This window comes from Enterobacter cloacae complex sp. P1B, assembly GCF_014982345.1.
In the GTDB taxonomy this organism is placed as follows: domain Bacteria; phylum Pseudomonadota; class Gammaproteobacteria; order Enterobacterales; family Enterobacteriaceae; genus Enterobacter; species Enterobacter bugandensis.
The window spans coordinates 19556-33546 of the sequence record NZ_JADCLF010000010.1 but is presented as its reverse complement, the minus strand read 5'-3'; the positions used below and the strand labels follow the sequence as shown (position 1 = coordinate 33546).

General features: G+C 52.1%; 16 protein-coding genes and 3 tRNA genes. 18 read left to right on the top strand and 1 reads right to left on the bottom strand.

Annotated features, from left to right (window positions below; all coding sequences use genetic code 11):
* Positions 1-11 precede the first annotated feature (11 nt).
* From INF77_RS11345 to sdiA, 12 genes are all read left to right on the top strand, one after another.
* Positions 12-710 (top strand): WbqC family protein, encoded by a 699-nt coding sequence (locus INF77_RS11345; protein ID WP_193532682.1) that lies wholly within the window; start codon positions 12-14, stop codon positions 708-710.
* Between the two features lies 1 nt (position 711).
* Positions 712-1674: a glycosylase gene (locus INF77_RS11340; RefSeq protein WP_193532681.1), complete on the top strand. Its 963-nt coding sequence runs from the start codon at positions 712-714 to the stop codon at positions 1672-1674.
* Positions 1668-2633: a hypothetical protein gene (locus INF77_RS11335; protein WP_028013683.1), complete on the top strand. Its 966-nt coding sequence runs from the start codon at positions 1668-1670 to the stop codon at positions 2631-2633. The genes INF77_RS11340 and INF77_RS11335 overlap by 7 nt, the downstream gene beginning before the upstream one ends.
* The gene (locus tag INF77_RS11330) at positions 2630-3082 is read left to right on the top strand and encodes an N-acetyltransferase (RefSeq protein ID WP_193532680.1); all 453 of its coding nucleotides are present in this window, start codon (positions 2630-2632) and stop codon (positions 3080-3082) included. The genes INF77_RS11335 and INF77_RS11330 overlap by 4 nt, the downstream gene beginning before the upstream one ends.
* A complete protein-coding gene (locus tag INF77_RS11325; RefSeq protein ID WP_193532679.1) occupies positions 3079-3816 on the top strand; it encodes a bifunctional 2-polyprenyl-6-hydroxyphenol methylase/3-demethylubiquinol 3-O-methyltransferase UbiG in 738 nt (245 codons plus the stop codon). The genes INF77_RS11330 and INF77_RS11325 overlap by 4 nt, the downstream gene beginning before the upstream one ends.
* Before the next feature lie 148 nt (positions 3817-3964).
* Positions 3965-4684, top strand: a complete 720-nt coding sequence (locus INF77_RS11320; protein WP_014170714.1) for an RNA polymerase sigma factor FliA — start codon at positions 3965-3967, stop codon at positions 4682-4684.
* 54 nt (positions 4685-4738) lie between these two features.
* Complete coding sequence (gene fliZ / locus INF77_RS11315) at positions 4739-5290, top strand: flagella biosynthesis regulatory protein FliZ (RefSeq protein WP_028013680.1); 552 nt, start codon at positions 4739-4741, stop codon at positions 5288-5290.
* Between the two features lie 86 nt (positions 5291-5376).
* Positions 5377-6177, top strand: a complete 801-nt coding sequence (tcyJ, locus tag INF77_RS11310) for a cystine ABC transporter substrate-binding protein (RefSeq protein WP_193532678.1) — start codon at positions 5377-5379, stop codon at positions 6175-6177.
* 107 nt (positions 6178-6284) lie between these two features.
* Positions 6285-7271 (top strand): D-cysteine desulfhydrase, encoded by a 987-nt coding sequence (gene dcyD / locus INF77_RS11305; protein ID WP_045260342.1) that lies wholly within the window; start codon positions 6285-6287, stop codon positions 7269-7271.
* A gap of 21 nt (positions 7272-7292) precedes the next feature.
* Entirely contained in the window at positions 7293-7961 is a 669-nt protein-coding gene (gene tcyL, locus INF77_RS11300) for a cystine ABC transporter permease (RefSeq protein WP_028013677.1), read from the top strand.
* Positions 7958-8710, top strand: coding sequence for an L-cystine ABC transporter ATP-binding protein TcyN (tcyN, locus tag INF77_RS11295; RefSeq protein WP_028013676.1), 753 nt, complete (start codon positions 7958-7960; stop codon positions 8708-8710). The genes tcyL and tcyN overlap by 4 nt, the downstream gene beginning before the upstream one ends.
* Positions 8711-8931: 221 nt before the next feature.
* Entirely contained in the window at positions 8932-9654 is a 723-nt protein-coding gene (gene sdiA / locus INF77_RS11290; protein WP_028013675.1) for a transcriptional regulator SdiA, read from the top strand.
* 66 nt (positions 9655-9720) lie between these two features.
* Here the strand turns inward: sdiA and INF77_RS11285 are convergent, their stop codons facing one another.
* The gene (locus tag INF77_RS11285) at positions 9721-9945 is read right to left on the bottom strand and encodes a DUF2594 family protein (RefSeq protein ID WP_014832453.1); all 225 of its coding nucleotides are present in this window, start codon (positions 9943-9945) and stop codon (positions 9721-9723) included.
* Between the two features lie 464 nt (positions 9946-10409).
* Here INF77_RS11285 and uvrY point away from each other — a divergent pair, with 464 nt between their 5' ends.
* From uvrY to INF77_RS11255, 6 genes are all read left to right on the top strand, one after another.
* Positions 10410-11066 carry a UvrY/SirA/GacA family response regulator transcription factor gene (gene uvrY / locus INF77_RS11280; RefSeq protein WP_013096026.1) on the top strand — a complete coding sequence of 219 codons (657 nt, stop codon included), beginning with the start codon at positions 10410-10412 and terminating at the stop codon, positions 11064-11066.
* Positions 11063-12895, top strand: coding sequence for an excinuclease ABC subunit UvrC (gene uvrC, locus INF77_RS11275; RefSeq protein WP_041909391.1), 1833 nt, complete (start codon positions 11063-11065; stop codon positions 12893-12895). The genes uvrY and uvrC overlap by 4 nt, the downstream gene beginning before the upstream one ends.
* Positions 12896-12951: 56 nt before the next feature.
* Positions 12952-13500: a CDP-diacylglycerol--glycerol-3-phosphate 3-phosphatidyltransferase gene (pgsA, locus tag INF77_RS11270; RefSeq protein ID WP_041909393.1), complete on the top strand. Its 549-nt coding sequence runs from the start codon at positions 12952-12954 to the stop codon at positions 13498-13500.
* A gap of 152 nt (positions 13501-13652) precedes the next feature.
* Positions 13653-13728: transfer RNA gene (locus tag INF77_RS11265), tRNA-Gly, on the top strand.
* A 46-nt stretch (positions 13729-13774) separates the two neighbouring features.
* Positions 13775-13848 (top strand) — tRNA-Cys (locus INF77_RS11260).
* Between the two features lie 12 nt (positions 13849-13860).
* A tRNA-Leu gene (locus tag INF77_RS11255) sits at positions 13861-13947 on the top strand.
* Positions 13948-13991: the final 44 nt, after the last annotated feature.

Genomic DNA, 13991 nt, shown 5'->3' with positions numbered 1-13991 from the left:
AAAGGAAACCGATGAAGTTGGCGATCATGCAGCCCTATTTTTTTCCGTATTGCGGCTATTTCCAGCTGATGGCGGCAGTGGATGCTTTCGTGGTGTATGACAACATCAAGTACACGAAAAAAGGGTGGATTAACCGTAACCGTATCCAGACACGCGGCGCAGAGTCGTTAATTTCACTACCGCTAAAAAAAGACTCTGACTTTCTGGATATCAGGGAGCGGAAGCTCTCGGCTGCGTTTGACCGCAATAAGCTGTGCAATCAGATTGTTGGCGCGTATCGTCACGCACCCTGTTTTTCCGCGGTAATGCCGATAGTTGAGGTCATTATTCAGAACCCGGATGATAATCTTTTTAATTATCTGTGGAGGGGGTTAGTCGAGCTGCGGGATTACTTCGGCTTCTCCTGCGAACTGATTGTCTCGTCTTCGTTACCCGCGAATCACGCCTTAAAGTCCCAGGATCGCGTCATTGATATTTGTCAGGTGATGAACGTCCGAACGTATATTAATCCTCCGGGAGGCACGGCGCTCTATTCACGACAGGACTTCATCGAACGCGGACTTGAACTGCAATTTATACAGCCGCAGCCGTGGCACTACCGGCATTCTGACGCGGAATTTATACCCTGGCTGTCCATTATTGACGTCATGATGTTTAACCCTCGCGATGAGGTGGTTCGTCGCCTGCAACATGGTTATGAGTTAATTTAATATGTTTACATGGAAAAAATTAGGGAAGGTCTTTACCCCGCAGGAGGTCACCCATCTCCCATGGCTTAGAGAGTTTGCGCAGGCTCCTGCGACGCTGATCTTTGATGATTTCGTGCGCGTCTATTTCTCCTGCCGCCCGCCTGCTGATGAGCAAGGGAAATATGTCAGCTATTCCGCCTGGGTGGATTTGGCGCGTCACGATCTCTTCCAGGTATTACGCTTTGCCCGCGAACCGATTCTCCCGCTGGGTGGATACGGAGAATTTGACGAGTTTGGTACCTATCCCGTCTCCGTGATGCGTGATAACGATGTGGTAAAAGCCTGGTATGCCGGCTGGACGCGCTGCGAATCCGTGCCGTTTAACGTGGCGATTGGCATGGCAGTAAGCCATGACCAGGGTGAAACCTTCGTTAAAGCGGGGCCGGGTCCGGCAATTGGTTACTCTCCGGATGAGCCATTTGTGATGAGTGGGCCGAAAATTCGCAGATTTAATAACCAATGGCAGCTTTTTTATATTGCTGGTCGCAAATGGAAATGGGTGGATGGCCGCGCAGAGCCGGTCTATAAGATTCGCATGGCGACATCTGAAGATGGCATCAACTGGACAAAACTGAATAAAGATCTGATCCCCAGCCGTATCGAAGAGGACGAGGCACAGGCCAGTCCGGATGTTTTTTACGCCAACGGCAAATACCATATGTTTTTTTGCTACCGCTACAGTGCCCATTATCGCGGGAAACAGAACGGTTACCGGATTGGCTACGCGTGGAGCCTGGATATGATCTCGTGGCATCGGGATGATAGCAAAGCCGGCATTGATGTCTCTGCGTCCGGATGGGATGCAGAAATGATCAGCTACCCGCACGTCTTCGAACTGGATGGCAAGTTTTATATGGCTTATCTGGGGGATCAGGTAGGGCGCTACGGCTTTGGACTGGCACAACTTGAGGGAACATTATGCTAACTCTGAACTGGCGTAAGCACGGGCTTATCTATTCGCCGTCACAGTTTCCTCCTCTGGCAAATGGGGTTGGTTTTGCCCAGTCTCCGCAAGCGCTGGTGTTTGATGACTTTGTTCGAATCTACTTTTCCACGCGTGAACGAGAGGAGAACTCAGCAAAGTTTATTAGCCGCGTCTGCTATGTGGATATGGATAAATCTCTGCGGGAGGTGCTTCGCATCAGTCCCGAGCCGGTGATAGCACCTGCCGAGCTGGGTACATTCGATGAGCACGGTATTTTCCCCTGTAACGTTCTGCGTCATGAAGGAAAAATCATGGCATGGACAACGGGCTGGAATCGTCGCGTTTCAGTCTCGGTTGATACGGCTATTGGTCTTGCGTTAAGCGCAGACAATGGCGAACATTTCACCCGTTTTGGTACCGGGCCCGTGATGGGACCCTCATTGCACGAGCCACACTTAGTGGGTGATGCCTTTGTTATCCATACCCGTGAACGTTTCCATATGTGGTACATCTTTGGCACGGGGTGGAAGAAGCGCACACCGGATTCAGCTCCGGATCGCATCTATAAAATTGCTCATGCGGTATCAAACGATGGTATCGACTGGCAGCGTGACGGCAGACAAATTATCCCTTCTGTTCTGGGCGATGATGAATGCCAGGCACTGCCGACGGTGATTGAAATTAATGGCCGGTATCATATGGTCTTTTGCTTCCGGGAGTGTTTTGACTTCCGCACAGGGCAGGGGAGGGGGTACCGTCTGGGCTACGCATGGTCTGATGATTTACATCACTGGCATCGTGACGACAGTCAGATGAGCTCGCTGGCGTCCGTGGATGACTGGGACAGTGAAATGCAGTGCTACCCGCACCTTTTCCGCTGCGACGAAAAAGTCTATTTGCTTTATAACGGTAATGCGTTTGGCAAAGCCGGATTTGGCCTGGCAGAGTGGGTAATATGACTCGCTGGGAGTTCTGCCAGAATCGCGCCACACCGGAGGACATCGTCGTCTTTTTTAACCAGTGTGACCCGCTTTTTATTGCCTCGATCACCGATGTAATCGCGTTACAGGACTATGCCCAAAAAATAGTGGATCGGGCATGGAGAACCGAAGCCTGGCATGACAACGCGCTCATCGGGCTGGTTGCAGCCTATTATAACGCGCAGCGTCAGCAGGGCTTTATTACTCATGTTTCCGTTTTGCCTGGCGCTCAGCATTGCGGTATAGGTAGCCAGCTATTAATTCAGAGCATTGAACATCTACAGTCTCTGGGTGTGACTGAAATTAATCTTGAAGTCGATGAGAATAACGTGTCGGCACAACATTTATATCTAAAGCATGGATTTATCTTTGGTCGATCAAACGCTTCAAAGATAACCATGACTTTGCAGAGTGAGATAACAACATGACCCTTCGTGATTACAATCTGGAAATTAAAGATACTGCCGACCATCAGTATGCCTATAACTTTGATTTTGATGTGATGCACCCTTTTATGATCCGTGCGTTCACACCATTTTTTAAAACCGGTAATTTACTTGAGCTTGGCAGTTTTAAAGGTGATTTTACCGCACGATTGGCAGAAAAATTCAGCGACATCACCTGCGTGGAGGCCTCGGCAGAGGCGATGAGTATCGCCAGTGAACGCCTGGGGAAAAATGTATCGTTTGTGCATTCTCGCTTTGAGGATGTTGAACTGCCGGAGCGTTATGACAATATTGTTCTCACCCATGTGCTGGAGCATATTGACGATCCCGTTAACCTCTTAAAACGCATTAATAATGAATGGTTAACGGATGAAGGACACCTTTTTCTGGTGTGTCCAAATGCGCATGCCGCCTCCCGACAGATTGCCGTTAAAATGGGATTAATCTCGCATAACAGTGCGGTGACGGAAGCTGAGTTTCAGCATGGCCATCGTTGTACATATTCTCTGGATACGCTTGAAAGAGATGCCCGCCTTGCAGGACTTAACGTTGTTTATCGCACGGGTATTTTTTTCAAGGCGCTCGCTAATTTCCAGTGGGACAAACTTTTACAGACGGATATCATCTCGAAGCAATATCTTGAAGGGTGCTACGAGTTAGGCCATCAATACCCGGATTTATGTTCAAGCATATTCTTGCTGTGTAAAAAAGGCTGACGTTATTCTTACTCCAGGATGCATGTTATCCCAACATGCATCGGTAACCCCCAAATAACCCCTTATTTTACCCACTATTCATCCAATTGAACGCCCTGCAGAATCGGATAATCATGCCGATAACTCAACTAACGCAGGGCTGTTTATCGTGAATTCACTCTATACCGCTGAAGGTGTAATGGATAAACACTCGCTGTGGCAGCGTTATGTCCCGCTGGTGCGTCACGAAGCATTGCGCCTCCAGGTGCGTTTGCCGGCGAGCGTGGAACTTGACGATCTGCTACAGGCGGGCGGTATCGGGTTATTGAATGCAGTTGACCGATACGACGCTCTGCAAGGAACGGCATTTACGACTTACGCAGTTCAGCGTATTCGTGGTGCGATGCTGGACGAGCTGCGCAGCCGCGACTGGGTGCCGCGCAGCGTTCGCCGCAACGCGCGCGAAGTGGCGCATGCGATGGGACAGCTGGAACAGGAACTGGGACGCAACGCAACGGAAACCGAAGTGGCGGAACGTCTTGGCATTGCTGTTGAAGAGTATCGTCAGATGTTGCTCGATACCAATAATAGCCAACTCTTCTCCTATGACGAGTGGCGCGAAGAGCATGGCGATAGCATCGAGCTGGTGACGGACGAGCACCAGCAGGAAAACCCGTTACACCATTTAATGGAAGGGAATTTACGCCAGCGCGTAATGGAAGCGATTGAAGCTCTGCCCGAGCGCGAACAGCTGGTGTTGACCCTTTATTACCAGGAAGAGCTTAATCTCAAAGAGATTGGCGCGGTTCTGGAGGTGGGGGAGTCGCGGGTTAGCCAGCTGCACAGCCAGGCCATTAAACGCTTACGAACCAAACTGGGTAAGTTATAGGTGATCCAATCACCCGAAAAATGCCGCACAACGTATTGACAACCAGGAGTTATCATGACGGTGCAGCAATCTAAAAGACGGCCTTTAAGCCGCTACCTGAAAGACTTTAAACACAGCCAGACGCATTGCGCCCACTGTAACAAATTACTCGATCGTATCACGCTGGTTCGCCGCGGCGAGATCGTGAATAAAATCGCTATCTCTCGCCTCGACACGTTAATGGATGAAGCCGCGTGGCTCGAAGAGCAAAAAGAGTGGGTGGCGCTTTGCCGTTTCTGTGGCGATCTCCACTGCAAAGAGCAAAGCGACTTCTTCGATATCATCGGCTTCAAACAATTCCTGTTTGAACAAACGGAGATGAGCCACGGCACCGTGCGCGAATATGTGGTTCGCCTGCGCCGTCTTGGGCAGCATCTGAGCGTTAACAATATCTCTCGCGATCTGCTGAAGACCGGTTATCTGGATGAAAATCTGGAGCCGTGGCTGCCTGCAACCAGCACCAACAACTACCGTATTGCGCTGCGCAAGTATGCGCAATATAAGGTGCAAATGCCGGGTTCCGTGAAGCAGAAAGCGCTCGCCGGAACAACTTCTGATATATATTAAAAAAGAATAAGATGTAGCGCAGTCGCCTTTGACGTTGCAGGCGATTTCTCTACACTACGTAAAAATTCCACTATATCGGGGTATTTATGAAATTTGCACTTCTGGGTCGTCAGGCGCTGATGGGTGTTATGGCCGTCGCGCTGGTTGCGGGCATGAGCGTGAAAACGTTCGCTGCAGAAAACCTGCTGAATAAAGTGAAAGAGCGCGGTACGCTGCTGGTTGGGCTGGAAGGAACCTATCCTCCCTTCAGCTTCCAGGGCGATGACGGCAAGCTGACCGGTTTTGAAGTGGAATTTGCAGAAGAACTGGCGAAGCACCTCGGCGTTAAAGCCTCCCTGAAACCGACCAAATGGGACGGTATGCTGGCGTCACTGGATTCAAAACGCATTGACGTGGTGATTAACCAGGTGACCATTTCTGACGAGCGTAAGAAGAAGTATGACTTCTCCACGCCTTACACCGTGTCCGGTATTCAGGCGCTGGTGAAGAAAGGTAACGAAGGCTCCATTAAATCCGCTGCCGATCTGAAAGGCAAAAAAGTCGGCGTCGGTCTGGGAACTAACTACGAAGAGTGGCTGCGCCAGAACGTTCAGGGCGTGGATATCCGCACCTATGATGATGACCCGACGAAATATCAGGACCTGCGCGTAGGCCGTATCGACGCCATTCTGGTTGACCGTCTGGCCGCTTTGGATCTGGTGAAGAAAACCAACAATACCCTGGCAGTAGCGGGTGATGCGTTCTCTCGTCAGGAATCCGGCGTGGCCGTCCGTAAAGGCAACGAGGATCTGGTGAAAGCCATTGATTCCGCGATTGCGGCCATGCAGAAAGACGGCAGCCTGAAGGCGTTGTCTGAGAAGTGGTTCGGGGCCGACGTCACCAAATAAGTCGGTGACCTGGAAAAAAGGCGCTTTTAAAAGCGCCTTTTTTATTTCTTACGCGTCTGCGTGCATAATGAAAAATATCACATTTTGTCTGAGTTACCGGAGAGTCCATGTCACTACAGAATTTAACGCGCTTTCCCCGTCTGGAGTTTATCGGTGCGCCGACGCCGCTGGAGTACCTGCCGCGATTTTCTGATTACCTGGGACGCGATATTTTTATTAAGCGCGATGACGTGACGCCGATGGCGATGGGGGGCAATAAGCTGCGCAAGCTGGAGTTTCTGGCGGCTGACGCGCTGCGCGAAGGCGCGGATACGCTTATTACTGCCGGGGCCATTCAGTCCAACCATGTTCGTCAGACGGCCGCCGTGGCGGCAAAGCTCGGGCTTCACTGCGTGGCGTTGCTGGAAAACCCGATTGGCACGCGGGCGGAAAACTATCTGTCCAACGGTAACCGTCTGCTTTTAGACCTGTTCAACGTGCAGGTGGAGATGGTGGATGCGTTGACCGACCCGACCGCGCAGCTCGACGATCTGGCCACGCGTCTGGAAGCGCAGGGTTTCCGCCCCTACGTTATTCCCGTCGGCGGTTCGAACGCGCTGGGCGCGCTGGGCTATGTGGAAAGTGCGCTGGAAATCGCCCAGCAGTGCGAGGGCGCCGTTAGCCTCTCGTCGGTCGTTGTCGCTTCCGGAAGCGCGGGCACGCATGCCGGGCTGGCGGTGGGGCTGGAACAGCTGCTGCCGGATGTCGAGCTGATTGGCGTGACGGTTTCCCGCAGCGTCGCGGACCAGAAGCCAAAAGTAGTGGCGCTGCAACAGGCGGTGGCAGAGCAGCTGGAGCTGAAGGCCAGGGCTGAGATCCTGCTCTGGGATGACTATTTTGCGCCGGGCTACGGCACGCCTAATGAAGAGGGGATGGAAGCCGTTAAGCTGCTGGCGCGCCTTGAAGGTATACTGCTCGATCCGGTCTATACGGGTAAAGCGATGGCCGGGCTTATCGATGGCATTGCGCAGAAACGCTTTAAGGATGAAGGGCCGATTTTATTTGTGCACACCGGCGGGGCGCCCGCGCTGTTTGCTTATCATCCTCATGTCTAAAAATCAGGTCGAAAAATAATAATGCAAGAAAGTATTCAACTGGTTATTGATTCCCTGCCATTCCTGCTGAAAGGTGCGGTATTTACGCTACAGCTCAGTATCGGCGGGATGTTCTTCGGTCTTGTGCTGGGCTTTGTACTGGCCTTAATGCGCATGTCGCCCATCCTGCCGGTACGCTGGCTGGCGCGCTTTTATATTTCCGTGTTTCGCGGTACGCCGCTTATCGCTCAGCTCTTTATGATCTACTACGGTTTACCGCAGTTCGGCATCGAGCTGGATCCGATCCCGGCGGCGATGATTGGCCTGTCGCTTAACACGGCGGCCTATACCTCCGAAACCCTGCGCGCGGCGATCTCGTCGATTGATAAAGGCCAGTGGGAAGCGGCGGCCAGTATCGGAATGACGCCGTGGCAGACGCTGCGACGCGCCATTCTGCCGCAGGCGGCGCGGGTAGCGCTTCCGCCGCTGAGCAACAGCTTCATCAGCCTGGTGAAAGATACCTCTTTGGCGGCAACCATCCAGGTGCCGGAGCTGTTCCGTCAGGCGCAGCTCATTACCTCGCGCACCCTTGAAGTTTTCACCATGTATCTGGCCGCCTCGCTGATCTACTGGGTGATGGCGACGGTATTGTCTGCTCTGCAAAACTACTTTGAAAACCAGCTTAACCGCCAGGAGCGTGATCCAAAATGAGTGCAATTGACGTCAAAAACCTGGTGAAAAAATTCCACGGGCAAACGGTGCTCCACGGCATCGACCTGGAAGTTGAGCAGGGCGAAGTCGTGGCGATTATTGGCCCGAGCGGGTCGGGGAAAACCACGCTGCTGCGCAGTATCAACCTGCTTGAGCAGCCGGAAGGGGGCACCATTCGGGTTGGGGAGATAACGATTGATGCCGGTAAATCCATCAGCCAGCAGAAAGGGTTGATTCGCCGCCTGCGTCAGCATGTTGGCTTTGTGTTCCAGAGCTTCAATCTATTCCCGCACCGCACGGTGCTGGAAAATATTATTGAAGGACCGGTCATTGTAAAAGGTGAGCCCAAAGAGGAAGCGACGGCACGCGCCCGCGAGTTGCTCGCCAAAGTCGGGCTGGCAGGGAAAGAGACCAGCTATCCGCGCCGCCTGTCGGGCGGGCAGCAGCAGCGCGTGGCCATCGCGCGCGCGCTGGCGATGCGCCCTGACGTGATCTTGTTTGATGAACCGACCTCCGCGCTCGATCCAGAACTGGTGGGTGAGGTGCTGAACACCATCCGCCAGCTGGCGCAGGAAAAACGCACGATGGTTATCGTGACCCATGAAATGAGCTTTGCGCGCGACGTGGCGGACAGAGCCATCTTTATGGACCAGGGGCGGATTGTGGAGCAGGGACCGGCGAAAAGCTTATTTGCTAACCCTCAGCAACCGCGAACCCGTCAGTTCCTGGAAAAATTCCTTATGCAGTAGCATTTATGTACTCATTTGCTCCAGAAAGTTCTTCTGGAGCAAATTATTCTCGCTCATCGCCTTAAATGGTGTTCTTTTATTCTACCCGAACAGAATAATCCTTATCCATAGCACAGTTAATTGTGCTAGTGCCGATATTTTGTAGTTAGAAATAAGTTTTATGTGTTAGGTTATATTCACCATAATAATGATTATCTTTTCAGAGGCTTCTTTTAGTAAGTATGAAGGATTCAGACTTTTTCACCTGGCGACGGGATTGCTCCCTGCGGTTTCAGGAATTGACCTGTGCCGCCGAGGTATATCATGAACTTCAGCGACAAACTCAGGCGCTGGAATTCGATTATTACTCACTCTGTGTGCGCCATCCGGTGCCGTTTACGCGGCCTAAAATTGCTGTGCATGCCACTTATCCGCAACAGTGGCTGGCGCAATATCAATCAGAGAACTATTTCACCATCGATCCGGTGCTAAAGCCGGAGAATTTCATTCAGGGGCATTTACCCTGGACGGACGAATTATTTGCGGATGCTCAGGAATTATGGCATAGGGCGCAGGACTTCGGTCTACGTTCGGGAATAACGCAGTGTCTGATGCTGCCTAATCATGCGCTCGGCTTCCTCTCTGTTTCCCGTACTCGCGCGCAGGAAGGACCGTTTGCCGGCGAGGAAATAGAGCTGCGGCTGCAGATGCTGGTGCAAATGGCATTAACCGCGCTGCTGCGTTTTGAAGATAAGATGGTTATGCCGCCTGAGATGAAATTCAGCAAACGCGAACGAGAAATTCTGAAATGGACCGCGGAAGGGAAGACGTCGGCGGAAATAGCGATCATTCTCTCTATTTCAGAGAATACGGTTAACTTCCATCAGAAGAATATGCAGAAAAAATTTAATGCGCCAAACAAGACGCAGATTGCCTGTTATGCGGCGGCTACGGGACTGATCTGATTAGAGAGTACGTTCTGCGTGACAGACGAGTGGACGGCTGAATGCACTGCATCCAGCCGTTTTTTGTTACTGGCGGTACGCTTGTTTGATTTGCTTAACGGTGTTAGCAAATACGGCCGATTCCGCCTGGTCTTCCATCTGCGCGATTTGTTTTTCCATTTTAATGATCACACGACCAGCATCAGCCTGGCCCATCGCCTGCAGCATCAGCGTTAGCAGCGCTTTCAGGCAGTTTACTTCCTGTGCCAGTTCCTGGTTATTCTCCGCAGTGGCAAATTCAGGTGTGCTCATTTATTTTCCTCATTATTAAACGGCGCTAAAGCGCGACGACGAAAGTCAAGGCGGCGGAGTATACCACAAGCTGCAGCAAAAAATGCAGCGGTTGTTTTTCGTACTTTTACGCCAGTGTTTATTTGCGTAAACAGAGCCAGCCGGTAAACTGATGCTCTGGTACGGCTATTAATTGTTTGCGCCTGGTTTACTTGCCGTTAATTATTGTTACAAAAATTGAGAAGAGTTTTTCCGCGAGGAAAGCGTGCAAGCTTTTTGTAACTTTTTGAATACAGATGCTTAAAAATAGCCGCAAAAGCTCTGATGGCAAGGGCTCTCTTTCCATGGACTGTACAGGCTAATTTCCAAAAACGAGAGCAAAATCGAATAGCCGATTTTTTAACGTTTTAATCTTGTGATGAAAACCGTTAATATAAGCCAAATTATCACTCAGTAGCGTTATCCCTATTCTGGAGACATTTCCTTTGATCAACGTCCTTCTTGTTGATGACCACGAACTGGTGCGCGCAGGGATACGACGCATTCTTGAAGATATTAAAGGTATTAAAGTTGCCGGTGAGGCGTGCTGTGGGGAAGATGCCGTAAAATGGTGCCGCACAAACTCGGCCGATGTGGTGCTGATGGATATGAATATGCCCGGTATCGGTGGCCTTGAGGCAACACGCAAAATCGCGCGTACCTTTGTTGATACAAAAGTCATCATGCTGACCGTGCATACTGAAAATCCGCTTCCCGCGAAGGTGATGCAGGCGGGGGCAGCCGGTTACCTGAGCAAAGGCGCCGCACCGCAGGAAGTCGTCAATGCTATCCGTTCTGTATTTGCCGGGCAGCGTTACATTGCCTCCGACATTGCGCAGCAGATGGCGCTGAGCCAGATCGAACCCGAGAAAACGGAATCACCGTTTGCCAGTTTGTCTGAGCGTGAATTGCAGATTATGCTGATGATCACCAAGGGTCAGAAAGTGAATGAGATCTCAGAGCAGCTGAATCTCAGCCCGAAAACGGTCAACAGCTATCGTTATCGTATGTTCAGTAAACTGAACATTCATGGTGATGTTGAACTGACTCATCTGGCCATCCGGCACGGTTTATGTAACGCGGAGACGTTGTTAAGTCAGTGAGTGATGTATTCGATTCAAAAGCATTTCTGAAAACCGTAACCAGCCAGCCAGGCGTCTATCGGATGTATGACGCTGGCGGTACGGTTATCTATGTGGGGAAGGCCAAAGATCTTAAAAAGCGTCTTTCCAGCTATTTCCGCAGTAACCTTGCCTCCCGTAAGACCGAAGCGCTGGTCTCACTCATTCAGAATATTGATGTCACCGTGACGCATACCGAGACGGAAGCGCTGCTGCTTGAGCACAACTATATTAAGCTCTACCAGCCGCGCTATAACGTGCTGCTGCGGGACGACAAATCCTATCCGTTTATCTTTCTGAGTGGTGACACCCATCCGCGCCTGGCGATGCACCGCGGCGCAAAACACGCGAAAGGGGAATATTTCGGCCCCTTCCCGAATGGCTATGCCGTGCGGGAGACGCTGGCGCTGCTGCAAAAAATCTTCCCGATCCGCCAGTGTGAAAACAGCGTCTACCGCAACCGCTCGCGCCCATGTTTACAATACCAGATTGGGCGTTGCCTTGGCCCCTGTGTTGCCGGGCTGGTCAGTGAAGACGAGTATGCGCAGCAGGTGGAATACGTACGCCTGTTCTTAGCTGGCAAAGACGATCAGGTTTTAACCCAGTTGATCGCCAGAATGGAAAAAGCCAGCGCCGCGCTTGAGTTCGAAGAGGCTGCGCGGATCCGCGACCAGATCCAGGCGGTGCGCAGAGTCACTGAGAAACAGTTTGTCTCAAATACCGGCGACGATCTCGACGTTATTGGCGTGGCCTTCGACGCCGGCATGGCCTGCGTGCATGTGCTGTTTATTCGCCAGGGCAAAGTGCTCGGCAGCCGCAGCTATTTCCCGAAGGTGCCTGGCGGCACCGAGCTGGGTGAAGTGGTAGAAACCTTTGTTGGCCAGTTTTATCTTCAGGGCAGCCAGATGCGTACGCTGCCCTCGGAGATCCTGCTCGATTTTAGCCTCGATGATAAAACCCTGCTGGCCGATTCGCTCTCTGAACTGGCGGGGCGCCGGGTCAATGTTCAAACCAAACCGCGCGGCGACCGTGCACGCTATCTGAAGCTGGCGCGGACCAACGCGGCGACGGCGCTCACCACTAAACTGTCCCAGCAATCGACGGTGAGCCAGCGTTTAACCGCGCTGGCGACGCTCCTGAAGTTGCCGGAAGTGAAGCGAATGGAATGTTTCGATATCAGCCATACGATGGGTGAGCAGACGGTGGCGTCCTGCGTGGTATTTGACGCCAACGGCCCGCTGCGCGCCGAGTATCGCCGCTATAACATCACCGGCATCACGCCGGGTGATGACTATGCTGCCATGAATCAGGTGCTGCGCCGTCGCTACGGTAAAGCGATTGAAGAGAGCAAGATCCCGGACGTGATTCTTATCGACGGTGGGAAAGGGCAGCTAGGTCAGGCGAAAGCGGTATTCGAGTCGCTCGACGTTGAGTGGGACAAAAACCATCCGCTGCTGTTAGGCGTGGCAAAAGGGGCCGATCGTAAGGCCGGTCTGGAAACACTGTTTTTTGAGCCGGAAGGTGAGGGCTTCAGCCTGCCGCCGGACTCCCCGGCGCTGCACGTCATTCAGCATATTCGTGATGAATCACACGATCACGCCATCAGCGGTCACCGTAAAAAACGGGCGAAGGTCAAAAACACGAGCACGCTTGAGACTATTGAGGGCGTTGGGCCAAAACGCCGCCAGATGCTGCTGAAGTATATGGGCGGATTGCAAGGATTACTCAACGCCAGTATGGAGGAAATTGCAAAAGTGCCGGGTATTTCGCAAGGGCTGGCAGAAAAGATCTACTACTCGTTGAAACATTGAGGGCTCTGTAGCAACATAGAGCTAAATTTTACTGACAACAAATAGTTACCGTCACTATGCAATATAATATCCCTACGTTGCTCACTCTCTTTCGTGTTGTACTCATTCCGTTCTTTGTGCTGGCGTTTTACCTGCCGGTCGTCTGGGCACCGTTCGCCTGCGCATTGATCTTCCTTATTGCAGCGGTAACTGACTGGTTTGATGGCTATCTGGCGCGCCGCTGGAACCAGAGCACCCGTTTCGGCGCCTTTCTCGATCCGGTAGCGGATAAAGTGATGGTCGCGATCGCGATGGTGCTGGTGGCTGAGCACTATCATACCTGGTGGGTGACGCTGCCCGCCGCAACTATGATTGGCCGTGAGATCATCATCTCTGCGCTGCGTGAGTGGATGGCGGAGCTGGGGAAACGCAGCAGCGTGGCGGTATCCTGGATTGGTAAAGTAAAAACCACCGCGCAGATGGCCTCGCTGGTGTGGATGCTCTGGCGTCCAAACGCCTGGGTTGAGTGGGCGGGGATTGGCCTCCTGTGGGTGGCGGCAGTGCTGACGCTGTGGTCAATGCTGCAATATTTGAACGCTGCGCGCGGGGATTTGCTTGATCAGTGATCGTTTCGCCGTAATTTTCAGCAAACAATCCAGACAAGCAAAAAATAACGTTGACTCATCACGTCATATCAGTAGAATGCAACGCATCGAACGGCGGCACAGCAAGCCGGACGATAATGAAATCAAGTGGTTAGCAGTTAACTTGATAACATGCGGGAATAGCTCAGTTGGTAGAGCACGACCTTGCCAAGGTCGGGGTCGCGAGTTCGAGTCTCGTTTCCCGCTCCAGATTAAAGACATGCGCAATTGCGGGTGTCAGTTAGAAAAGTTTTACGGCGCGTTAGCAAAGCGGTTATGTAGCGGATTGCAAATCCGTCTAGTCCGGTTCGACTCCGGAACGCGCCTCCACTTTCTTCCCGAGCCCGGATGGTGGAATCGGTAGACACAAGGGATTTAAAATCCCTCGGCGTTCGCGCTGTGTGGGTTCAAGTCCCACTCCGGGTACCATGGGAAAAAGCAGAATAATCAAAGCAATAAGCAGTGTCGTGAAA

Coding starts and splice junctions, on each gene's coding strand:
- INF77_RS11345 (WP_193532682.1), top strand. CDS start 12: ATGAAGTTGGCGATCATGCAGCCCTATTTTTTTCCGTATTGCGGCTAT.
- INF77_RS11340 (WP_193532681.1), top strand. CDS start 712: ATGTTTACATGGAAAAAATTAGGGAAGGTCTTTACCCCGCAGGAGGTC.
- INF77_RS11335 (WP_028013683.1), top strand. CDS start 1,668: ATGCTAACTCTGAACTGGCGTAAGCACGGGCTTATCTATTCGCCGTCA.
- INF77_RS11330 (WP_193532680.1), top strand. CDS start 2,630: ATGACTCGCTGGGAGTTCTGCCAGAATCGCGCCACACCGGAGGACATC.
- INF77_RS11325 (WP_193532679.1), top strand. CDS start 3,079: ATGACCCTTCGTGATTACAATCTGGAAATTAAAGATACTGCCGACCAT.
- fliZ (WP_028013680.1), top strand. CDS start 4,739: ATGACGGTGCAGCAATCTAAAAGACGGCCTTTAAGCCGCTACCTGAAA.
- tcyJ (WP_193532678.1), top strand. CDS start 5,377: ATGAAATTTGCACTTCTGGGTCGTCAGGCGCTGATGGGTGTTATGGCC.
- dcyD (WP_045260342.1), top strand. CDS start 6,285: ATGTCACTACAGAATTTAACGCGCTTTCCCCGTCTGGAGTTTATCGGT.
- tcyL (WP_028013677.1), top strand. CDS start 7,293: ATGCAAGAAAGTATTCAACTGGTTATTGATTCCCTGCCATTCCTGCTG.
- tcyN (WP_028013676.1), top strand. CDS start 7,958: ATGAGTGCAATTGACGTCAAAAACCTGGTGAAAAAATTCCACGGGCAA.
- sdiA (WP_028013675.1), top strand. CDS start 8,932: ATGAAGGATTCAGACTTTTTCACCTGGCGACGGGATTGCTCCCTGCGG.
- INF77_RS11285 (WP_014832453.1), bottom strand. CDS start 9,945: ATGAGCACACCTGAATTTGCCACTGCGGAGAATAACCAGGAACTGGCA.
- pgsA (WP_041909393.1), top strand. CDS start 12,952: ATGCAATATAATATCCCTACGTTGCTCACTCTCTTTCGTGTTGTACTC.